Below are 21,462 nucleotides of genomic sequence, written 5' to 3' on the forward strand. Positions count from 1 at the left end.
GCCGTGCCGATCCCCCAGACTCCCGCGACGCTCGTCGACGTCGCCGAGCGGGCGGGCGTCAGCCTGAAGACGGCGTCCCGCGCCATCAACGGGGAGCCGCACGTCGCGGAAGCCACGCGCAAGAAGGTGATGACGGCCGCGGGCGAGCTCGGCTTCCAGCTCAACAGCATGGCGTCGCTGCTCAAGCGCGGCATCCGCTCGAGCTTCATCGGCCTGGTGACCGGCGACCTGGGCAACCCCTTCTACTCGGCGCTGGCCAAGGGCGTCGAGCGCGAGCTCCGGGACGAGGGCCTCCAGCTCGTCATCTCGTCCACCGACGAGAGCGGCGACCGCGAGCGCGTCCTCGTCGACGAGATGGTCGCCCGCCAGGTCCGAGCCCTCATCGTCGTCTCCACCCTCGAGTCGAGCGACGCCCTCGGCCAGGCTCAGGAGCGCGGCATCCCCGTCATCTTCGTCGACCGCCCCTCGACCGACCTCACTGCCGACAGCGTCGTGCTCGACAACCGCGCCGGCGCCCGCATGGCCGTCGAGCACCTCATCGCCCACGGCCACACCCGCATCGGCTTCATCGGCGACTACTCCCGGCTTCCCACCCACCAGCAGCGGCTCGACGGGTACCTCGACGCGGTGGCCTCGGGCGCAGGAACTTCAGCTCGCGAACTCGTCCGCGAAGATCTCCACGACGCCGCCGGGGGCCGGAACGCCGCGCGCGAGCTCCTGTCGCTCCCCCACCCGCCGACGGCCCTGTTCACCAGCAACAACCGCGTCACCATCGGCGCGCTCACCGCCTTCCGGGGCCTTTCGACGGCTCCGGCGCTCGTCGGCTTCGACGACTTCGACCTCGCCGATGTGCTCGGCGTGACGGTGGTCTCGCACGACCCCGTCGACATGGGAGCCCGCGCGGCCCGCCTGGCCCTAGAGACGCTCGCCTCGCGCACCCCGCGGGGTGACGAGCTGGTGCTGCCGGTGCGCCTCGTGCCGCGGGGGTCCGGCGAGGCGGGGCCCGGAGTGGACTGGCGGTAGACCCGAGTTCCTGCGCCGGTTTCGCCTGCTGGCAGGTGTCGGCGGCCTCCAGTAGGGTGTCGGCCATGGATCAGGGAACGACCGAGCCGATCGTCCGCATCCAGAACTTCCGGATGGATTTCGGGCGAACCACCGTCATCCACGACCTCTCGTTCGATATTCGGGCGGGTGAGACGTTCGGATTTCTGGGCTCCAACGGATCGGGCAAGACGACCACCATCCGCGCGCTGCTGGGCATCTACCAGCCGACGGGCGGGGTGCTCCACATCGACGGGCGGCCGTTCTCACCCGAGCAGGGATCCCGCCTGGGCTACCTGCCGGAGGAACGCGGGCTGTACAAGAAGGAGTCGGTCATCGACGTGATGACCTACTTCGGGCGGCTCAAGGGGCTCGGCAAGGCCGAGGCGCGCAGCTGGTCGCTGGAGTACCTCGAGCGCGTCGCCCTGGCCGACAAGGCGACGACTCGGCTCGACAAGCTGTCGGGCGGCCAGCAGCAGAAGGTGCAGCTGGGGGTCACGATCATGAACGGGCCCGAGCTGCTGATCCTCGACGAGCCGACCAAGGGGTTCGATCCGGTCAACCGTCGGCTGCTGATGGACATCATCGAGGAGCAGAAGCGGGCCGGGGCCACCGTGCTGATGGTGACGCACCAGATGGAGGAGGTCGAGCGGCTCTGCGACCGCGTGATCCTCCTGAAGAACGGCACCGCCGAGGCGTACGGCACGATCCCCGAGGTGCAAGACCAGTTCGGCGGCACTACGGTGCGGCTGCGCTACTCGGGCGACATCCCCGCGTCGGGCAAGTACGAGGTGACGCTGCGGGAGCGCAACTACGCGGAGCTCGCCGTGATGGAGGGCGTCGACGAGGCCGGGATCCTGCGCGATCTCATCGAGGCCGGGTTGACGGTGCGCGGGTTCGAGACGAGCAAGCTGAGCCTCGACGACATCTTCCTGAGGGTCTACGGCGAAGCCGCCGACGGGCACAGCGGCGAGGCCGCCCACGGGCACTACGGCGAAGCCGCCCACGGGCACAGCGGCGAGGCCGCCTGATGGCGCGGCACAACCTCTCGACCGTCGTCTCGTTCGAGATCGGGCGCACGCTGTCGAAGCGGCGGTTCTGGATCGCGACGCTCATCGTGCCCGTGATCATCGGCATCGTCGTCGCGCTGATCGTGGCCGCGAACTCGTCGACCGATTCGAGCGTGGCGTCGCAGAAAGACCAGAAGTTCTCGTTCTCGTACACCGACGCGTCGGGAATCGTCGACCCCGCGCTGGTGCAGAAGCTCGGCGGCAGGGAGGCCGCGTCGCCGACTGCCGCGATCGCCGCCGTCAAGAACGGGACGCTCGACGCGTACTTCTCGTACCCCGCTGATCCCGCGAAGCAGGCGACCGAGGTCTACGGCGTCGACACCGGGGTCTTCGACAACGGCAAGTACAAGTCGGTGGCGACGCAGGTGCTGACTCTGAGCGCCCAGGAGAAGGTCGGCGACACCACGCTGACGAAGCTGGTGCAGGGCGACCTGCCGGTCGACGCGACGACCTACGATTCGGGCGGGCGGGTCTCGGCGGGCGTCGCCGGGGTGATCCCGCCGCTGCTGTTCCTCGCGATCTTCTACGTCGTGATCCTGCTGCTGGGCAACCAGATGCTGACCTCGACGCTGGAGGAGAAGGAGAACCGCGTCACGGAGATGATCCTGACGACGCTGAACCCGACGACGCTGATCATCGGCAAGGTGATCTCGCTGTTCGTCATCGGAATCGTGCAGATGCTCGTGTTCGCGCTGCCGGTCGTGATCGGGTACCTGTTCTTCCGGTCGTCACTCAACCTGCCGTCGTTCGACCTCGCGAACCTGCAGCTCGACCCGTGGCAGATGATCGTCGGGGCACTGCTGCTGATCGGCGGCTTCACCCTGTTCACGGGCACGCTCGTCGCCGTCGGCGCCATCATGCCGACGGCCAAGGAGGCCGGCCAGATCTTCGGCATCATGATGGCGCTGATCTTCGTGCCGTTCTACGCGGTGACGCTCATCGTCAGCGATCCGAGCGCGTTCATCGTGCAGGTGTTCACGTGGTTCCCGTACTCGGCGCCGGTGACCGGCATGCTCCGCAACGGCTTCTCGTCGCTGTCGCCGGTCGAGGCGATCGGCCTGATCGTCGAGCAGTTCGTGCTCGGGATCATCGTGCTGCGGCTGGCTGTGCGGCTGTTCCAGTACGGGTCGGTCGAGTACTCGAAGAAGGTGTCGCTGTCGGTCCTGCGGTCGACGCGAAAAGCGTGACGCCGCTCGACCTGCTCGGCGAGTGGGCGTTCGACAGGATCATCGACGACCGGCTGACGGGGTCGCGGATGCCGGTGGTCGGGACGGCTGTGTTCACGGTGGGCCCCGACGGTGTCGACTGGGTCGAGACCGGAACGCTCGACGGGCCGACGGGGCCTGTGCCGGTGGCGCAGACGCGGCGAATCGTGGCCGACGAGAGCGGCTGGCGGGTCGAGTTCGCCGACGGACGACCGTTTCACCCGTGGCAGGTCGACGAGCCGCTCGTGCACGACTGCGCGCCCGACCTCTACCGCGGTCACGTCGTCGACACCTCTCTCGGCGCGGATGCGGACTCTGCGGCGGGCCGGGGCGCCTCGTGGACGATGCGCTGGGCGGCCACGGGCCCCGCCAAGGACTACGTCGTCGACACGAGGTACGTGCGCGTGATTTCTGCGTAGAGTGCAATCACCCCCGAACAGGGGGTCCGCTTCGATCAGGGCGGAACGATCACACTCGAGGGACACCCATGCCACGTCGCAGGTCCATGACCACTGTCGCCGCCATCGCGGCACTCGCGCTGGGAGCGACGCTCGTCAGCGGCGCCTCCGCCTCCGGATACGCGCCGTCGCATCACGGACCGACGCATCACAGCGACAGCGCACTCTCGCCGCGCACCCAGTTCGTGATGGCAGCAGATGGCTCGAGCGGCGCGACGCAGGGCGGCGAGGGCATCCCCAACATCGACAGCGTGAAGTCGACCATCGCGAAGTACTACGGCGATCCGGGCACGGGCATCGCCTCGAAGACGGCGTCCCCGTACATCAGCGAGATGGCGTCGATCGTGTCGTCCGAGAAGCGGGCGCTCCGCTCGCTCTACGCCTCGTCGAAGCGGCACCACCAGAAGCCCGCGATCGTCTTCGACGCTGACGACACCACTCTCATGACGTACGACATGGAGGTGGCCGACATGCACTTCACGTTCGACCCCGCCGAGCAGGACGTGTGGGTGCAAGACGAACGGTTCCCGGCGACGCCGTCCATGGTGTCGTTCGTCGCGGCGGCGAAGAAGATGGGCTTCGCCGTCTTCGGCCTCACCGGCCGCAACGACGACCAGAAGGCGGCCACCCTCGCGAACCTCACCAAGGTCGGCTACACGGGATTCACCGCCGACAGGTTCTACACGAAGTGGACCGGGACGGGATCGTCGCAGCAGCCCTCGTACGTGACCTGCGCGACAGCCAAGTGCACGACCGTCGAGTACAAGGCGCTCACCCGCAAACACATCGAGAGCCTCGGCTACGACATCGCCCTCAATGTCGGCGACCAGTGGTCTGACCTCCAGGGCGGGTACGCCGACCGGATCCTGAAGCTGCCGAACCCCACCTACTACCTGCCGTCGGCCGACCTTCCCGGCGTCTCGGAGCCCCGGCTGGCGCCGCGGACCCGCTTCACGATGAAGGCGGACGGCTCCAGCGGCCTGACCCAGGGCGGCGAGGGCATCCCCAACATCGACAGCGTGAAGTCGACCATCGCGAAGTACTACGGCGACACCGGCCCGGGCATCTCGAACAAGACCACGTCGCCGTACATCAGCGAGATGGCGGCTCTGGTGAAGCGGGAGATCCCGAAGGTCGCGTCGGAGTGCTACGCCGCCAGCGAGAAAGGCGAGAAGCCGGCGATCGTGCTCGACGCCGACGACACCACGCTGTGGACGTACGACATGGAGGTGGCCGACATGCACTTCACGTTCGACCCCGCCGAGCAGGACGTCTGGGTGCAAGACGAGCGCTTCCCCGCGACGCCGAAGATGACGACGCTCACTCAGGTGGCGCAGGCCGCCGGGTGCACGCTGATCGGCCTCACCGGCCGCAACGACAACCAGAAGGCCGCCACGATCGCCAACCTCGCGAAGGTCGGCTACACCGGGTTCACCTCGGCGAACTACTACACGAAGTGGACCGGGGTCGGCTCGTCGCAGCAGCCGTCGTACGTCACGTGCGCCGCGGCCAAGTGCACGACGATCGAGTACAAGTCGCAGACCCGCGCCCACGTCGAGTCGAGCGCCGGCGGCGGGTACGACATCGTCGCGAACTACGGCGACCAGTTCAGCGACCTGATCGGCGGCCACGGCCGGGCGGTCAAGCTGCCGAACCCGACGTACTACCTGCCGTAGGCAGGAGCACGAGCGCAGCCCTGCCGAAGGCAGGAGCCCGGGTGCGGCCCACCGCACGTCGCGCCGTACCCCGGAAATCGCCTGGACGCCACCCGATGTAGGAGTCGAACTGTGTCATAACGTTCTCTCAGGGCAGCGATGGGCGCCGCCCGGAGAGACCGGGGGCCGGGATGCGTCGGAAGAGCGGCACGCGCAGAACGAGATCGGCGACCATGGTCGCGTTGGCCCTGGGCCTGGGGGTGATCAGCCTGGGAGCGCTCATGGCCGTTCCGGCCCCCGCCGAAGCCGCGGCGACCACGCGGATCGGCAGCATCAGCCTCGCCGCCCGCGGTCCGGACTCACCCCTCTCGAGGTTCTTCGCGGACGGCAGCGGCCTTCAGCTGAACACGGCGACCACGAGCGCCGGCATCAGCATGGGCGGAGGTTCGGGCCGTGACCGCTTCGGCTTCTCGATCGTGCCGCCGAAGGGCGACTACCTCCGTCCTGGCACGTTCTACGCCCGGCCCACCGGCACGGACGAGCCCGATCCGGCTGTGCCGTCGTACACGGTGGCGGTCGGCTCGATCACGACCGAGGCGGACCGCGCGGACATCATCGACCTGGCGTCCGATGCGAGCGGTCGCATCACCCGGTTCGACGTCGTCCTCGAGGGGATCGGCGAGTTCCGCCTCGGGCAGGACGAGGGGACGTCCGTGTCGATCGGGATGCGCCACATGGTCTTCTCGATGACGGCGCCGGGCGCCCCCATCCGCATGACGCAGACGCTCCACAACCGAAGCGCCGTGGGTCTGGCGCTCGGCGCGAAGGCGTTCTCCGGTCTGTCGAGGTCGTCGTTCGACTTCGGGAAGAGCGGCTGCCCGGTCGTGCTCGCGGCCGGCGCCACCTGCCGGTTCGACGTCGTCTTCGACCCGACGAAGGGCGGGCCGGCGCAGGCGACCCTGTCGATCCCGATCGGCTCGAAGACGCAGAAGGTCGCCGTCTCCGGACAGGGCATGCTCGGCACGACGCGCCTCCAGACCGCCGGCGACGTGGCAGGCACGACGGTCGACGCCGCTGCCGCCGACGTCATCTGGTTCCGCGCGAGCGGCTGGTCGTTCATCGGGGTGGAGCCGTACGCGGAGCTCGGTGCGCCCAACCGGGGCTCGCAGCTGTACACCGTCCAGCTGCGGTCGGACACCTTCGGCACGCCCCTGGCCGTGGGAGTCCACAACACGACCCCGTTCAACGCCCTCGACCGCAGCCAGTACGGCACCTACGTTTCCGTCGACAACCGCGGGCCCTGCAGCGACAGCGAGGAAGGCACAGAGACGGTGCGCTCGTTCGCGGTCGACGACCGCGATCTTCCGACCGTCGCGGACGTCGAATTCGACCTGGCGTGCACGCCGGGTGCCGGCGGTCACCGCATCTCGGGTCGCTTCCAGTACCAGGCTCGAGACGACCTCACGCCGCCCGCCGCACCCACGGGGCTCGCGATCTCCGGCTCGAGGGCCACCTGGAAAGTGTCGAAATCTAGCGACGCGGTCGCCAGCGTGGCTCGGCTCGTCCAGGGCAACGGTGCGCGCGTAGGACCGAACAGCGGTATCTCGCTCTCGGCTGGCACTGCGACCAGCACCACCCTGCCGACCCTGAGGACGGGCGTCCGCTACACGATCGCGCTGTTCGCGGTCGACCGGGCCGGCAATGCCAGCCTTGCCGCAAAGAAGTCTCTCGGGACGGCGGCGCCCGTCGTCCGGGTACCCGGCGCCCCCGTAGTCCTCTCGGCGGCGAGCGGCAAGGGCAAGGTCACCGTCCATTTCAGGCCTCCCGCCTCCACGGGCGGATCGCCCATCACCCAGTACGTGGTGACGACCTCGGGCGGTCGGTCGGCGACGGGGACGCACAGCCCCATCGTGATCTCGGGCCTGCGGCACGACGCGAGCGTCTCGCTCAGCATGGTCGCTTACAACGCCGCCGGTCGCGGGGCGCAGGCATACATCGGCGTGCGGCATCCGAGCTAGAGCGCCCGGGCAGGAGTCCTCAGCTGACCGGGAACGGGGCCCCGTCGACAAGGGCCGGGCGCAGGAACTATCGAGCTCCAGTGAGCCTCGGCAGTCCGGGGCCGATGCTCGCCGCTCGGCCCCTCAAGCTGCCGAACCCGACGTACTACCTGCCGTGAGCGAGGACGCCCGAGTGGAGCTCCGGGCGTACCTCCCCGAGGATGCTGCCGCCACGCTCGCCGTGTTCCGGCGGGCAATCCGCGTGACGGCGGCGGGCGACTACACGCCGGCGCAGATCGAGGCGTGGGCGTCGGACGACATCGACGGCGGCGACTGGGCGGCCAGACGGCTGGCCTCCGCCTCCGTCGTCGCCGTGGCGGAGGGCCGGGTCGTCGGGTTCAGCGACGTCGACGACTCCGGCTACATCGACATGCTCTTCGTCGACCCCGCCGTGGCCCGACGGGGAGTCGCCTCCCGGCTGCTCGAGTCGCTCGGCGATGGTCAGCGGTCGGTGCACGCCAGCCGCACGGCGCGCCCGTTCTTCGAGCGGCACGGCTTCGTCGTCGTCGCCGAAGGGCGGCCGATCATCCGCGGCGTTGAGCTCGTGAACTACGTGATGGAGCGCCCCGCCGTCGGCAACTCAGGGTCGGTGCCGGGCGACGGCCCCTCGCCCGCCGACCCCGACGACGACAGCCCGCACCGAGCCTGAGTTCTCGACGGGCACCCGGCGCCGCTCACGCCCGGCCCCGGTGAAGCCCCGACAACTCAGGCCCGGTGCACGCGCCGCCGCCCCATCCGGGGCCGCCGGCGCGGATCCGGCGCACCGGGCCTGAATTGCCGAGGCGGCTGCGCTAGACCGCCTTCTCCTGGATCCCCCACGGCGACCCGTACCCCTCCGGCGCCGGAGCGGCGAGCAGCGACAGGAACGGCCGCGCGTCGAACGCCTCCGGCCCGAGCACGCCGGCGCCGCTCCACACCCCCGTGGCCAGCAGCTCGAGCGCGATGACCGGGTTGATGGCGGTCTGCCAGACGACGGCCTGCGACGAGTACTCGGCCATCGTCTGCTCGTTGTCGACGACGTGGTAGAGGTAGGTGGAGCGCGGCTGGCCGTCCTTGCCGGTGCCTCGGACCCAGACGCCGGCGCAGGTCTTGCCCGACATCCTGTCGCCGAGGGTGGCCGGGTCGGGCAGGGCTGCGGCCACGACGTCGCGGGGCGACACCTCGACGCCCTTGACCGTCAGCGGCTTCGTCGAGTCCAGGCCGAGCTTGTGAAGGGTCTTCAGCACCTCGATGAACTCGTCGCCCAGGCCGTACTTGAAGGTGACGCGCTTGGCCTTCGTCCAGCGCGGCATGAGGAGCACCTCCTCGTGCTCGACGTTGACGCACTCGACCGGTCCGATGCCCTCGGGGAAGTCGAACACCTCGGGCTCCGAGAACGGCGCAGTCGTGTACCAGCCCCTGCCCTCCTCGAACACGACGGGCGGGTTGAGGCACTCCTCGATGGTGGTCCAGATCGAGAACGACGGCGCGAAGTCGTAGCCCTCGACGACGAGGTTGGCGCCGTCGCGCACGCCGAGCTCGTCGATCTCGTCGAAGAGCTCGTCTTCGGCGTAGCGGGCGAAGACGTCTGACAGGCCCGGTTCGACGCCGATTCCGACGAGCGCCAGCGATCCTGCGTCCGTCCAGGCCGAGGCGACGGCGAACTGATCGTCTCCGAGCTTGACGCCGGTCTCGGTGTGCGGATCGGTGGGGTGCGGGCTGGAGAGGCTCATCGCCATGTCGAGGTAGGTCGCACCGGCCTCGAAGCAGCCGTTGAAGATCGGCATGACGAAGCGCGGGTCGACGGCGTTCAGCACGTGGGTGATGCCGTGCGCGCGGATGAGCTCGGCGACCGACGACGCCGACGACGCGTCGACCTGGGCCGCGACGAGCCGCGGGTCGCCGACAGCCTCGACGAGCGAGGCCGGTCGGGCGGGGTCGTAGTCGGCGACGACGAGAGTGTCGAAAAAGTCGCGGCGGACGGCGATGCGCACGGCGGCGGAGCCGACGCCACCGGCGCCGACGATGAGGATCTTCATGGGGAGCTACTTCTCTGTGGGGGATGTCGGACCCGTGTGGCGGGTCCCGCGGATGGGCTTGCCGGTCTCGGCGTCGATGGCGATGGCGCCGGTCGGGAGGTTCGAGAGGTCCTGCGCGACCACGGTCGGAAAGTACCCGGAGTCGGGCATCCCGAAGTTGGCGACGACGCCCTCGCCCGGCGCGAGCACGTAGTCGGCGCGCTTGGTCAGGGTCTGGCCGCGGAAGAAGTCGGGCTTGCGCCACCGCCAGATCAGCATGAGCACGACCCCGACGAGAAGTCCGCCGACGCCCACGACTGCCTGGGCGCCGATCCCGAAGATGGTGATCGGCTTCTTGTCGGCGTCGGTCAGCCAGTCGGGCGCCGCGAAGGCGTAGACGCCGTAGACGAAGACGGCCAGAAGCATGACTCCGCCCAAGAAGGGGAAGATGCCGCGCATGATGATGTTGCGCGGCGACGAGAACAGCGTCTTTCGGTAGAACCACACGCAGGCGAAGCCGGTGAGGCCGTAGTAGAAGGCGATCATCAGGCCGATCGACCCGATCAGGGCGCTGAGCAGATTGACGCTGATGAGGGTGAAGATCAGGTAGAAGGCTACGGACGCGACGCCCATGCCGACGGTCGACCAGGTCGGCGTCAGGTACTTCGGGTGGATGCGCGCGAACTGCGCTGGGAGGGCCTTGTAGACGGCCATCGACAGGGAGGTGCGAGCCGTCGGCAGGATCGTCGTCTGGGTCGAGGCCGACGCGCTCGTGAGGATCGAGAAGCCGAGCAGGGCCATCAGGATGCTGCCCACGACGCCGCCGCCGAACAGGGTGGGGCCGACCGATGAGAAGACGTCGAGCGCGTTGTCCTCGTTCGCGAGGCCGATGCCCTTGTCGCCGACTCCGGCGAAAGCGATCGTGGCGACCGCGACGAGCACGTAGGTGACGAGCAGCAGCACGGTCGAGATGATCGCGGCGCGGCCGGGGGTCTTCTCCGGGTCCTTCGTCTCCTCGTTGATGGAGACGGCCGTGTCCCATCCCCAGTAGATGAAGATGGCGGTGAGCATGGCCGGAGCGATGGTGCCAGGGCCGAGGGTGAACGGGTTGAGCCAGTCGAGCGACGGCGTCAGCGAGTACGACTCGGCGTTGCCCGTGTAGACCTTCACGAGCGCGAACACCGCGAAGAAGATCAGGATGACGACTTCGAACGCGAGCAGGAAGTACTGGAGGCGGGCCGAGACCTCGATGCCGCGGTAGCAGATGTATGTCATGATCACGATCCAGGCGATGCCCGCCGCGGTCGACCAGAAGACGTTGGTCGACAGGGCCGCGACAGCCGGCAGCCCGAAGCTGCCGACGAACGTGAACGAGTACGACCCGGCGATCGAGGCGAGGTTCGCCATGACGATCACGTCGGCCACGATGATTCCCCAGCCGCCCATCCATCCGGTGATCGGCCCGAACGCTCGCGAGGCCCAGGTGAAGGTGGTGCCGCAGTCCGGCTCCGCCTTGTTGAGCTCCTGATAGGCGACCGCGATCAGGTACATCGGGATGAACGCCAGCAGGATGATGCCGGGCGCGTGCACCCCCGCCACGAGCGTCCCGCCGATGACGATGTATCCGAGGCTCGCCGCCAGGCTGTAAGCCGGGGCGGTGGAGGCGACACCCACGACGACGCTCGAGACCAGCCCGAGTGAGCCCTCTTTCAGGCCTTTGGTGTCGACAGGTTGAGTGGTCGTCGCCACTGACGGTGCGGTCATCGTTTCTCCATCACGGTGCGTGAACAGCGAAGGGAAGAGCAGTTGGCCAACCCAATCGTTTCGGCCCGCGAAGCGTCAATGCCGTTCCGTCGCACAATGCGAAAGCCGGCTGCCAGATCGGCAACCGGCCCCGCACGGGCGTCGACCGCTACTCGACGGTCACGTCGACCGTCGCCGGCACGCCTGACTTCACGCCGGTCGCGATCACCGGGTAGGTGCCGGCCGTCGCCTTCTTCGGCACGGTGCCGCTGAGCACGAACGCGCCCGTGGCCGAGGCGGTCGCCGTCGTGGCCAGCTTGAGGCCCGAGACCGTCAGCTTCACCCGCTCGCCGGGGGCGAAGCCCGCCCCGCGCACGGTCACGATCCCGCCGGGCGTGGTCGCCCGAGCGGTCAGGGTCGGCGCGTAGGCGACCGTGGCCTTCGCGATGACTGCCTTGAGCGTCGTGGTGACGCTGCCCGTGCCGTCGTCGGCGGTGACGGTCACCGTGTAGGTGCCGGGGGCGGCGTAGGTGTGGGAGCCCGTGACCGTTCCGTCGGCGACCGTCGCATCGGCCGTCGCGGAGCCGTCGCCCCAGTTCACGGTGGCGGCGTAGCTCTCCGCGGCACCTCCCGCGACGGTGGCGAGCGTCTGCTTCACGCTCACCCCGGCTCGCGCCTGGATCGAGGCTCCTGCCTTCACGCTGAGCGCAGGAACTGCCTCCCGGGTCCCGTCCGTCGCGACCGCGAACACGTGGATCCGGCCCGTGCTCGTGACCGCACCCGTCTGCACCGGCAGCGTCAGCGACACGGCCTTCTTACCCTCCGGCAGGGTGAACGGCGCCGTGGCGTAGATCGCCGCGACGGCGTCGTCGCCCGGGGCACCGCCGTCGTAGCGGCCCTTCGAGGTGGCGACGACCGTGTTGCCGAACTGCGGCTTCGCCGCCGCGGCGGTCCAGTCGCCGAACTGGATGGGCATGTCGGCCGTCGAGCCGTCGTCGAAGGTCAGCGTGCCGACGGTGTCCTGCGCCTTCTCGTTGGCCGTGCCGATCACCGACAGCTGCGTCACGTCGTCGCCCAGCGAGAGGGGGATGACCTGGCCGGCGCCGGTGGCGTTGTCGGCCTGGCCCGGCGCGACGTCGGGCAGGTCGAAGGTGAGCGCAGTTCCTGCGACCTCGTTCGTCTCGCCCTGCACGAAGCCGGACTCGGCGAGCGACGCAGCCGAGAAGGCGTTGCCGAGGCCGTCGCAGTTGCCGCCGTGCCCGTCGGTCGCCAGGCAGGTGCTGTCGTAGGCGCCGGTGAGGCTGGGTGCCGTGCGCGAGACCGTGACGGTGGCGGTCGTCGACGCCATGCGGGTGCCGTCGGTCGCGGTGACGAGGACGGAGTACGCGCCGGGCTTCGCGAACATGTGCGAGGCGGCGATGTCGTACGAGCCGAGCTTCGACTTCGTCAGCGTGGCCGTCTGCGGGCCCTTTCCGTCGAGGAAGTCGACGGTGGCCGTCGAGGTCGCGGCGGTCGAGCCCGCGACGGATGCGACGGGTCCGTCGAAACGGCCGACCTCCGTCTTCGCGGACGCCTTCGGCGACACGGTGTAGCCGGCCTGAGTGGCCGTCGTGTCGGTCAGCAGCTCGACCTCGGAGAGCGTCGGCGCCGCTCCCGTCGTCGTTCCCGTAACGGTGAGGCGGTAGTGCGACAGAGCGCGGGGCTTCGCGATCTCGAACGGCCGCGTCTGCGTCTGCCACGGCCAGGTCTGCGCCGAGCGCTTGTCGACCGTCACCCACGTCTTGCCGTCGGAGGAGCCCTCGAGCTTCCACGACGTCGGGGAGTCGCCGTCGGCGCCGTTCGTCAGCGTGTACGAATCGACCGTCGCCGGCCCCTCGTCGGAGTCGAACGTGATCGCCGGGTCGGACGTCGCGAACTTGACCGACGAGCGCGAGTTGTCGTCGGTGAGGGCCGTGACGTCGACGCCGTCGTTCGACGTGACCGTGCCGGAGCCCGCGGCGTCGACGAGCGGGACGGGCGTCGGCTCGGTCGGAGCGCTGCCCGCACCCCAGTTCGACGGGGTGGCGCTCATGTCGAATCGGAGTGCGCCGCCCTTCGCGACGAGAGCGGACGACAGCGTCGCGCTGGAGAGCGCCTTGCCGTTCAGCGTCGCCCCCCTCACGTAGACGTTCTTGGCCGAGTTGGCGGGAGCGTCGATCGTGAGGCGGTTGCCGCCGATCGGGCTGACCACGGCGTGCGTGAACAGCGGCGAGCCGATCTCGTACGAGTCGGACGCCAGTGCCAGCGGGTAGAAGCCGAGCGCCGAGAACAGGAACCATGACGACATCTCGCCGTTGTCCTCGTCGCCGGGGTAGCCCTGGCCGATGTCGCTGCCGACGAACAGGCGCCGGGTGATCTCGCGGACCGCGGCCTGCGTCTTCGACGGCGCACCGGCGGCGGCGTAGAGGTAGGGGATGTGGTGCGAGGGCTGGTTGCTCATGCCGAGCTGTCCCATGCGGACGTCGCGGGCTTCGAGCATCTCGTGGATCGTTCCGCCGTAGCCGCCGGGCTTGTCGGCCTTCTCGGGCGTCGCGAAGAACTCGTCGAGCTTCTTCACGAGACCGGCGTCGCCACCGTAGAGCGAGGCCAGGCCCTGCACGTCGAAGGGCGCGTGGAAGGCGAAGTTCCAGCCGTCGGTCTCGGTGTAGGCACCGCCCCACGAGCCGGGGTCGTAGTCTTTCGCGGCCTGCTGGAAGCTGCCGTCGGCGTTCTTCGCCTGGAAGAAGCCGATGGACGGGTCGAACAGCTCGACGTAGCGCTTCGCCTGCTCGAGGAAGTACGTCGACTCCTCGCGCAGCTGCGGCTTGCGGGCCGCCGGGACGGCCGGGTCTTTCGCGAGCTTCGCGGCCATCCGGCCGATCCCGTAGTCGTTGATGTAGCCCTCGAGCGCCCACGACACCGACTCGCCGGTGGACGACGGGGTGTAGCCCAGGAAGATGCTCGTATCGAGCCCCTTCCGCCCGGTGCCCGAGTTCGGCGACAGCACGGTGGCGTTCTTGAGCGCGGCGTCGTAGGCCGACAGGGCGTCCTTCGTCGAGGCTCCCTTGAGGTAGGCGTCGGCGAACGCGACATCGGACGACGTGCCCGTCATGAGGTCGGCGTAGCCGGGGCTCGACCAGCGCGCGATCCACCCGGCGTCCTTGTACTGCTGCACGAAGCCGTCCATCAGCTCGCCCGCGAGCTTCGGGTAGAGCATCGAGTAGGCGGGCCAGGCGGTGCGGTAGGTGTCCCAGAAGCCGTTGTTGACGTAGACCTTGCCGGGCTTGACGACGGCGTTGGTCGTGGTCGCCGTGGCGTCGCCGACGGTGGCGGCGACCGGGCTGGCGTACTTGTACACGGGCTTCGCGACCGTGCCGGTGTTCTCGAACTGCGAGTTCGGGTACATGTTGAGGCGGTACAGGCTGCCGTAGGTGGTGGCCAGCTGGTCTGTCGTCGCGCCGCCGAGCGTGATCACCGAGAGCCGGTCGTTCCAGGCCCTCTGCGCCGCGGCGTGGACCCTGGCAAACGACTTGCTGCCGACCTCCTGCTGCAGGTTCCTCGAGGCCTGGGCCGCCGAGATGAACGAGGTGGCGACGCGCAGCACGACGGACTTGTCGCTCGACGTGTCGAAGCGGGCGTACTTCGCCGAGGTGCGGTCGCCGGCGGCTGCTCCGGAGGCGAGGGGGGCCCGGTCGAACCTGCCGCTGACGAACATGCGCGAGGCGCCGGCCGAGAGGCCGGACCCGCCGTCGACCCAGCCGCTCACGGTGCCGTCGTCAGCGACGGTGAGTCCGGACGTTCCTACGACCCGATCGACCAGGACGCTGCCCGTCGACCCGGTGAAACCGAACCGCATGACAGCGGCGTGGTCGGTGGGGGTCACCTCGGCCGTGATGCCGTCGGTGAACTTCACCGAGTACAGGTCGGGGCGGGCCGTCTCGTCGTCGTGGCTGAACTCGAGCGCGCGGGTCTTCAGCGTCGCGTCGGGGGTGCCGGTCTGCGCGGACGGGAGGAAGGCGAGCTGGTTGCGGTCGCCCATCCACGGGCTCGGCTCGTGCGAGACGCCGATGCCCTGGAGCGTGGGCAGGTTCTTCGCGTCGTTGGTCGAGGCGTAGTCGTAGAGCCAGGTCTGCGACGAGGCGTCGGTCATCGGCGTCCAGAAGTTGAAGCCGTTGGGCACGGCTGCCGCCGGGAAGTTGTTGCCGCGCGAGAAGCTCCCCGACGAGTTGGTGCCGCGGCGGGTGTCGACGTAGCTGACGAGGCCCGCGCCGGTGGCCGCCTTCGGGGCGTTCGCCACCGCGATGTCGTCGACCCACCCGGCGAACTCGGTCTTCGACGTTCCTGCCGGGTTCGAGTAGCTGAGCAGCACCTTCGTGACCGTCTTGCCGGCGAGCGAGCCGAGATCGATCTTCACGGAGTTCCACTGGTCGGCGTAGAGGATCTTCGACGTGCCCTGCGCTGCGGCCGAGATGCCGTCGCCGTGGCCGTCGACGAGGCCGTACGACGCGTCGCTCACGCGCGTGCCGTCGCTCAGCTCGAGGTCGACGGAGACGTAGGTGGCGGGGTACTGCAGGTCGGCGCCCAGCTCCGGGAAGACCTTGTAGCTGAGCTGGGTGCGTGTTCCGAGCCTGAGCGACTGGTCGGCGAAGAGCACCGTCGTGCCGCTGGCCGCCGCTGCCGACTGCGAGCCGCCGTACGACAGCGAGCGCGTGCCCGTGAAGCCGGCACCGGACTTCATGTTGGGGCCTTCCGTCGGGCCGGCACCGGTCTTCGCCGCGAAGTCGGCGAGGTGGGTCGGGGTGCCGATCGGGGTCGGCGTCGGCTGCGCGTCGCCCGTCTCGAACGAGGTGTGGAAGTCGGCGGCGGGTTTCGGGGTCGTGGTGGCGGGGGCTGCCATGGCGAGCGACCCTCCGCTCACGACCAGGGCCAGCGCGGTCACGGCTACGGCCGCGGCTCTCAAGGGCGAATTGGACGTCATCGTCGTGTGTCTCCGTGTGATCGGCGGATGCGACTCGACTGCCCTGGTTATGACAGCGTTGTCACGGTCCTCTAGTTCTACCCCCGTTCGGGTGGCACGTCAAGGGCGGGTGCGAGGGCGCGGCGAAACGCGCTACAGCGACCCGACAGGCAGCGCCAGCGAGATCTCGAGCGTGCGGCGCATCAGCTCGGCCCGTTCGGCGGCGGTGCGGTAGCCGACGAGCGAGTAGGCGGTCGTCGAGTCGATGAGGGCCAGGAACTGCATGGCCACGAGATCCGGGGCGACGTCGGCGAACTGGCCTGCGGCGATCCCCGCCTCGACGACGCGGGCGATGGTGTCGTTCCAGCCCTCCATGTTCGTGCGGGCGGCGGCCGCGAGCGGCGCATTGTGGCGGCCGAGGCTCCACGCATCAGCCCACACGGAGTTGTAGTCGTCGTGGGTGTCTTGCAAGAGCGACTCGACGAGCATGGTGAGGGTCTCGAGCGGTGAGGCGCCCGCGGCGATGGAGCGGTCGATGTCGGCGGCGGCGGCCAGGAGCTCGTCGGTGGCGAGCACCTCGAAGGTGCGCGCGATGAGGGCGCTCATCGAGGGCTCGTGCTGGGCGACGTCACCGGGCGAGACGCCGGCGGTCGCGGCGAGACGCCGGAGGGTGATCCCGGAGAGCCCGGACGTGAAGGCGATCTGCCTGGCGGCAGCATCGATGGCGGAGCGGCCGTCAGAGCTGCCCCCCGACAGCTGAGTGGTGGTCGACATGGGCATGATTCTAAAGTCACGGCGCCGGCCTCCCCCACCCCCAGTCGGTGTGCGACCCGTCTGCGGGTCGTGCGGAATAGTGGCCGCCGCCAGGCGTTGACCAGTAACATGCGTATGCATAGAAAAGGGGATCCCATGGCCACCGCCACCAATCCGGACCGCATCCTGCCCGAGATCGACCCGTCGACGATCGAGCTCGGCCTCGACACCTTCGGCGACGTCACCGAGAAGCCCGGGTCGACCGACCTCGTGTCGCATGCCCAGGCGATCCGCGACCTGGTCGACCAGGCCGTCCTCGCCGACGAGGTCGGCATCGACTTCATCGGCGTCGGCGAGCACCACCGCATCGACTTCGCCGTCTCCGCCCCCGAGGTCGTGCTCGGCGCCATCGCGGCCCGCACGAAGCGCATCCGCCTCGGGTCTGCCGTCACGGTGCTGTCGTCCGACGACCCGGTACGCGTCTTCGAGCGCTTCTCGACAGTCGACGCGCTGTCGAACGGGCGTGCCGAGGTCATCCTGGGACGCGGCTCGTTCACCGAGTCCTTCCCCCTCTTCGGCCTCGACCTCGCCGACTACGAGGCGCTCTTCGAGGAGAAGATCGAGCTCTTCGCCGAGCTGCTCAAAGACGCCCCGGTCAGCTGGTCCGGCACCAAGCGCGGCGCCCTCCACGAGCAGTGGGTCTACCCGCGGCCCGAGAGCGGCACGATCACGACCTGGGTCGGCGTCGGAGGCTCACCGCAGTCGGTGATCCGCGCCGCGCACTACGGCCTGCCGCTCTTCCTCGCGATCATCGGCGGCAGCCCCGCCCAGTTCGCTCCGTACGCCGACCTCTACCGCCGCGCGCTCGTCGAGTTCGGCCGGGCGCCGCAGCCGATCGCCATGCACTCCCCCGGCTTCGTCGCCGCTACCGACGACGAGGCCCTCGACACGCTGTATCCGTACCAGTCGGCCCAGACGGCGCAGCTCGGCCGGGAGCGCGGCTGGCCGCCGCCCACGCACGAGCAGTACCTGCAGCAGGCCGCCCCGGACGGCGCGCTCTACGTCGGCTCGCCCGAGACGGTCGCCCGCAAGATCGCGCACAACATGCGCCTGCTCGGAGCCACCCGCTTCGACATGCGCTACAGCATGGGCACCCTCCCGCATCCCGAGATGATGAAGAGCATCGAGCTGTACGGCCGTGAGGTCGCGCCGATGGTGCGCGAGCTGATGGCGTCGCCCGTCCCCGCCTAGCCCTTCGCGGGCGCAGGAACTCGCCGCCCGCCGTCGCGGTCGATTTCCGCGGCACGGTCCAGCCCCGCCGATTCGGGGGACCTACTCCGTCGAGGCGACCGGACGCCGCCGGCGCACGGCGGCCGCCCCGAGCACGGCACATACGACGATGCCGACGACGCCGAGCACCACGCCGCCCTGCTGCTGGTCGGCGACGGGGGCCGCGCCCCACGTCCGCCCCATCGCCCCGAACCAGGAGGCCAGGCGGAGTCCGGGCGAGACGCTGAGCACGGCGCCGACGGCGAGCACGGCGGCTCCGACGAGAGCGGCGAGCGAGACTCGCACACCGAAGCCCGCCCGCAGCGGCACGGGATCGACGCCGACCAGCGCCTGCACGAACAGCCAGCCCGAGAGCAGCAGCCCGAGCACGAGCGAGAAGTGGCCGAGCTCGGTCGAGACGGTCCAGCGGAGCAGCGGCCATACGGCGGCCCACAGGCCCAGCGCGAGGAGCGGCCCGCCGACGAACGGGTGGCTCAGGCGAGCGGCGACCCTGGACTGCACGACGAGCAGCGTCCACTCGCGGGGTCCACGGCTGCCGTCGGTCCGCTTCGCCATGGCGCGCAGAGCGAGGGTCCACGGGGCGGCGGGCACGAGCAGGGCCGGCACGACGAGCCCGACCAGCACGATCTGCAGGAGGTGCGCGCTCATCAGGTAGCGGTCGTAGACGTTGACCGCGCCGCTCGTCGCGTACGCGAGCACGAGCAGGCCGACGCCCCAGCAGATCGTGCGCTGCAGCGGCCAGGTCTCGCCCCGGCGGCGCAGCCGGATCACGCCGGCGAGGTAGAACGCGAACAGGAAGACCGCCCCGAGCAGCCACACCAGGTCGACGTTCCACGCCGTGAGCCACGCCCCGGGCGTGAACGGACCGGGCAGCTTCCCGTCGGTCAGCACCTCGGCGGGCGCCAGGTCGGCCGTGTCGGCGGCCGCCGTCTGCGCGACGGGCGTCTCGGTGCGCGAGAGCGCGGCCGCGATGCCCAAGGCGGAACCGAGAAACGCGATCTCGGCGGCGACGAACCACCAGAACGGCCCCCGGGCCAGGGCGCGGTCGGCCATCCGCCCGACGACGACGCGCCGGTGCACCACGCCGAAGAGACCGAGGACGACGAGCGCCACCGACTTCGCGACGACGAGGAGCCCGTAGGCGGAGCCGAGCTCCGACCATCCGCCGATCCGGATCTGCGCGCTGACCACTCCCGAGACTGCGACGATGACGAAGCAGACGAGCGCGATGGACGAGTACCGTCCGAGGACGACCGCGAGCCGCCGCTCGAGCACGGACCGCAGCAGCACCAGCGCGAGCAGGCCGCCGAGCCAGACGGCCGCCCCCTCGACGTGGATGCCCAGCGCCGTGACAGCGGCGGCGTGCGATGCGGTGCCGGCGGCATGTCCCTGCTGGGCGATGGGGATCAGCCCTGCCGCCGCGACGACGGCGACGACGAAGACGGCCGTGACCCCGCGGACGGCGAAGCAGAGCACTGTCACGAGCGCGGCGATCAGAGTCGACACGAGCCAGGCGAGGCCGAGATCGGTACCGGTCAGGAAGAACGCGAGCGACTGGCCGAACTTCTCGTCGAGCGTCACCTGCACGTTCGCGACGCTGAGGAACGTGAAGAAGCCGGTCGCTGCCGAGGCGATCGTCCAGAAGAGGGCGCCGGCCGACGCGATGTCGAGAGCCCGCCCCCACTCCGGCCGATCGGCGCTGAGGCAGAAGCAGGCGACGGCCAGCGTGCCGATGGTCAGCGAGGCCCCGATCTCAGAGAGGAACGTGGCGATAGGCAGACCGAAGCGGACGGTCGCACCCGGGTCGGCGAGGGCGAGCGGAGCCGCGGCACCGCCGGCCTGGAGGGCGATGATGAGGGAGGCGAGCCCCACGACGATCAACAGTGCCGGCGCGGCGAGACGAGAGAGGCGGGGCACCGCATAAGCCTAACCGGGCGCAAATGAAGGGGCGGATCACGACCTGAGTCGTGATCCGCCCCTTCGAACGGTGCTGAAGTGTACCGGTGCTGATGTCTACTTGACGGAAGCCTTGAGCTTCGAGCCGGCGCTGACCTTGACACTGTCGCTGGCGGCGATCTCGAGAGCCTCGCCGGTCTGCGGGTTGCGGCCGGTGCGAGCGGCGCGGTGCGTCTTCTCGAACGCGATCCATCCGGGGATGGTGACCTTCGTGCCGTCGGCGACGTTCTTGGAGACGACGGCGAAGAGAGCGTCGACGACGCCGCTCACTGCGGCCTGGCTCTGGCCGGACTCAGCGGCGACAGCTGCAACGAGCTCGGTGCGGTTCAGTGACTTGTCAGCCATTATTTGTCCTCCTCGGACACGATTCGAAAGCACATGCTTATTTGGCGCCCGCCGCGTAAACGGCGGTCGGCGGCCCTACACGGGCAAAACCCCTGTAGAACCGCCTCAGAACCTACCAGGAAGACTTCGTGATGCCCGGCAATTCGCCTCGGTGAGCCATTTCGCGGAAGCGCACACGGCTGATGCCGAACTCCTTGAGGTGGCCACGGGGACGACCGTCGATAGCGTCGCGATTGCGGACGCGGACGGGCGAAGCGTTGCGGGGCAGCTTCTGCAGGCCGACGCGGGCAGCCTCGCGGCTCTCGTCGGTGCCGTTCGGATCGATGAGAGCCTTCTTGAGCTCGAGACGCTTCGCAGCGTAGCGAGCGACGATCACCTTGCGCTGGTTGTTCTTCGCAACCATGCTCTTCTTGGCCATGTTTAGCGCTCCTCGCGGAATTCGACGTGCTTGCGGATGACCGGGTCGTACTTCTTGAGCACGAGGCGGTCGGGGTTGTTACGACGGTTCTTCTTGGTCACGTACGTGAAGCCGGTGCCCGCCGTCGAGCGGAGCTTGATGATCGGACGAACGTCCTGGGACTTGGCCATTAGATCTTCTCCCCACGAGCAAGGATGTCCTTGACGACCTTCTCGATGCCACGGGCATCGATGACCTTGATGCCCTTGGCGCTGAGCGTCAGCGTCACGTTACGTCGCAGCGACGGCACGTAGTAGGTCTTCTTCTGGACGTTCGGGTCGAAACGGCGCTTGGTGCGTCGGTGCGAGTGCGAGATGTTGTGTCCGAAGCCGGGAACGGCTCCAGTCACCTGGCAGGTTGCTGCCATGGTTATTCCTCCGTAGATACCGTAGGAGCCCGCCTCGTCTTACGGAGACTGGCCCTACCCAAGGTCACTTGTCGGCACGCGTCGTCCACTCCG

17 protein-coding genes are annotated in these 21,462 nt (G+C 69.3%); 8 read left to right on the forward strand and 9 right to left on the reverse strand.

From position 1 onward, the window contains the following. Positions 1-3 precede the first annotated feature (3 nt). The 7 genes from AC3CBB_RS13790 (at position 4) to AC3CBB_RS13820 (ending at position 8,135) form a co-directional block, all read left to right on the forward strand. Positions 4-1,023 carry a LacI family DNA-binding transcriptional regulator gene (locus tag AC3CBB_RS13790; RefSeq protein ID WP_488625034.1) on the forward strand — a complete coding sequence of 340 codons (1,020 nt, stop codon included), beginning with the start codon at positions 4-6 and terminating at the stop codon, positions 1,021-1,023. A gap of 65 nt (positions 1,024-1,088) precedes the next feature. Then, entirely contained in the window at positions 1,089-2,072 is a 984-nt protein-coding gene (locus tag AC3CBB_RS13795; protein ID WP_488625035.1) for an ABC transporter ATP-binding protein, read from the forward strand. Beyond that, the gene (locus AC3CBB_RS13800; RefSeq protein ID WP_488625036.1) at positions 2,072-3,298 is read left to right on the forward strand and encodes an ABC transporter permease; all 1,227 of its coding nucleotides are present in this window, start codon (positions 2,072-2,074) and stop codon (positions 3,296-3,298) included. Before AC3CBB_RS13795 ends, AC3CBB_RS13800 begins: the two co-directional genes overlap by 1 nt. Next, complete coding sequence (locus tag AC3CBB_RS13805; protein ID WP_488625037.1) at positions 3,295-3,735, forward strand: DUF6314 family protein; 441 nt, start codon at positions 3,295-3,297, stop codon at positions 3,733-3,735. The genes AC3CBB_RS13800 and AC3CBB_RS13805 overlap by 4 nt, the downstream gene beginning before the upstream one ends. A 68-nt stretch (positions 3,736-3,803) precedes the next feature. Beyond that, complete coding sequence (locus AC3CBB_RS13810; protein ID WP_488625038.1) at positions 3,804-5,450, forward strand: HAD family acid phosphatase; 1,647 nt, start codon at positions 3,804-3,806, stop codon at positions 5,448-5,450. Between the two features lie 260 nt (positions 5,451-5,710). Further along, entirely contained in the window at positions 5,711-7,447 is a 1,737-nt protein-coding gene (locus AC3CBB_RS13815) for a hypothetical protein (protein WP_488625039.1), read from the forward strand. Between the two features lie 154 nt (positions 7,448-7,601). Beyond that, positions 7,602-8,135, forward strand: a complete 534-nt coding sequence (locus AC3CBB_RS13820) for a GNAT family N-acetyltransferase (RefSeq protein WP_488625040.1) — start codon at positions 7,602-7,604, stop codon at positions 8,133-8,135. A 142-nt stretch (positions 8,136-8,277) separates the two neighbouring features. Here the strand turns inward: AC3CBB_RS13820 and AC3CBB_RS13825 are convergent, their stop codons facing one another. The 4 genes from AC3CBB_RS13825 to AC3CBB_RS13840 form a co-directional block, all read right to left on the reverse strand. Continuing rightward, on the reverse strand, positions 8,278-9,504 hold the full coding sequence (locus AC3CBB_RS13825) for a saccharopine dehydrogenase family protein (protein WP_488625041.1): 1,227 nt from the start codon (positions 9,502-9,504) through the stop codon (positions 8,278-8,280). A gap of 6 nt (positions 9,505-9,510) precedes the next feature. After that, complete coding sequence (locus AC3CBB_RS13830; protein ID WP_123505787.1) at positions 9,511-11,247, reverse strand: APC family permease; 1,737 nt, start codon at positions 11,245-11,247, stop codon at positions 9,511-9,513. A gap of 148 nt (positions 11,248-11,395) precedes the next feature. Further along, positions 11,396-16,222, reverse strand: coding sequence for a GH92 family glycosyl hydrolase (locus AC3CBB_RS13835; RefSeq protein WP_488625042.1), 4,827 nt, complete (start codon positions 16,220-16,222; stop codon positions 11,396-11,398). Positions 16,223-16,354: 132 nt separating this feature from the next. Then, positions 16,355-16,975, reverse strand: coding sequence for a TetR family transcriptional regulator C-terminal domain-containing protein (locus AC3CBB_RS13840; RefSeq protein WP_488625043.1), 621 nt, complete (start codon positions 16,973-16,975; stop codon positions 16,355-16,357). 135 nt (positions 16,976-17,110) lie between these two features. On the opposite strand from AC3CBB_RS13840, the gene AC3CBB_RS13845 reads away from it, so the two are divergent. Beyond that, positions 17,111-18,205: an LLM class flavin-dependent oxidoreductase gene (locus tag AC3CBB_RS13845; protein WP_488625044.1), complete on the forward strand. Its 1,095-nt coding sequence runs from the start codon at positions 17,111-17,113 to the stop codon at positions 18,203-18,205. Positions 18,206-18,286: 81 nt separating this feature from the next. Here the strand turns inward: AC3CBB_RS13845 and AC3CBB_RS13850 are convergent, their stop codons facing one another. The 5 genes from AC3CBB_RS13850 to rpmB form a co-directional block, all read right to left on the reverse strand. Next, the gene (locus AC3CBB_RS13850) at positions 18,287-20,161 is read right to left on the reverse strand and encodes a bifunctional copper resistance protein CopD/cytochrome c oxidase assembly protein (RefSeq protein WP_488625045.1); all 1,875 of its coding nucleotides are present in this window, start codon (positions 20,159-20,161) and stop codon (positions 18,287-18,289) included. A gap of 96 nt (positions 20,162-20,257) precedes the next feature. Beyond that, a complete protein-coding gene (locus tag AC3CBB_RS13855; RefSeq protein WP_123505790.1) occupies positions 20,258-20,545 on the reverse strand; it encodes an HU family DNA-binding protein in 288 nt (95 codons plus the stop codon). A gap of 112 nt (positions 20,546-20,657) precedes the next feature. Beyond that, entirely contained in the window at positions 20,658-20,963 is a 306-nt protein-coding gene (gene rpsN / locus AC3CBB_RS13860) for a 30S ribosomal protein S14 (protein WP_123505791.1), read from the reverse strand. A 2-nt stretch (positions 20,964-20,965) separates the two neighbouring features. Beyond that, positions 20,966-21,133, reverse strand: coding sequence for a 50S ribosomal protein L33 (rpmG, locus tag AC3CBB_RS13865; protein WP_055961458.1), 168 nt, complete (start codon positions 21,131-21,133; stop codon positions 20,966-20,968). Beyond that, the gene (rpmB, locus tag AC3CBB_RS13870) at positions 21,133-21,369 is read right to left on the reverse strand and encodes a 50S ribosomal protein L28 (RefSeq protein WP_123505792.1); all 237 of its coding nucleotides are present in this window, start codon (positions 21,367-21,369) and stop codon (positions 21,133-21,135) included. The genes rpmG and rpmB overlap by 1 nt, the downstream gene beginning before the upstream one ends. Positions 21,370-21,462: the final 93 nt, after the last annotated feature.

This window comes from Frondihabitans sp. OV104 (assembly GCF_057787745.1).

Bases quoted from the DNA above. Each gene is read 5' to 3' on its own strand.
- AC3CBB_RS13845 (WP_488625044.1), top strand. From the start codon at position 17,111: ATGGCCACCGCCACCAATCCGGACCGCATCCTGCCCGAGATCGACCCG.
- AC3CBB_RS13810 (WP_488625038.1), top strand. From the start codon at position 3,804: ATGCCACGTCGCAGGTCCATGACCACTGTCGCCGCCATCGCGGCACTC.
- AC3CBB_RS13840 (WP_488625043.1), bottom strand. From the start codon at position 16,975: ATGTCGACCACCACTCAGCTGTCGGGGGGCAGCTCTGACGGCCGCTCC.
- AC3CBB_RS13815 (WP_488625039.1), top strand. From the start codon at position 5,711: ATGGCCGTTCCGGCCCCCGCCGAAGCCGCGGCGACCACGCGGATCGGC.
- AC3CBB_RS13800 (WP_488625036.1), top strand. From the start codon at position 2,072: ATGGCGCGGCACAACCTCTCGACCGTCGTCTCGTTCGAGATCGGGCGC.
- AC3CBB_RS13835 (WP_488625042.1), bottom strand. From the start codon at position 16,222: ATGACGTCCAATTCGCCCTTGAGAGCCGCGGCCGTAGCCGTGACCGCG.
- rpmB (WP_123505792.1), bottom strand. From the start codon at position 21,369: ATGGCAGCAACCTGCCAGGTGACTGGAGCCGTTCCCGGCTTCGGACAC.
- AC3CBB_RS13825 (WP_488625041.1), bottom strand. From the start codon at position 9,504: ATGAAGATCCTCATCGTCGGCGCCGGTGGCGTCGGCTCCGCCGCCGTG.
- AC3CBB_RS13855 (WP_123505790.1), bottom strand. From the start codon at position 20,545: ATGGCTGACAAGTCACTGAACCGCACCGAGCTCGTTGCAGCTGTCGCC.
- AC3CBB_RS13830 (WP_123505787.1), bottom strand. From the start codon at position 11,247: ATGACCGCACCGTCAGTGGCGACGACCACTCAACCTGTCGACACCAAA.
- AC3CBB_RS13795 (WP_488625035.1), top strand. From the start codon at position 1,089: ATGGATCAGGGAACGACCGAGCCGATCGTCCGCATCCAGAACTTCCGG.
- rpmG (WP_055961458.1), bottom strand. From the start codon at position 21,133: ATGGCCAAGTCCCAGGACGTTCGTCCGATCATCAAGCTCCGCTCGACG.
- rpsN (WP_123505791.1), bottom strand. From the start codon at position 20,963: ATGGCCAAGAAGAGCATGGTTGCGAAGAACAACCAGCGCAAGGTGATC.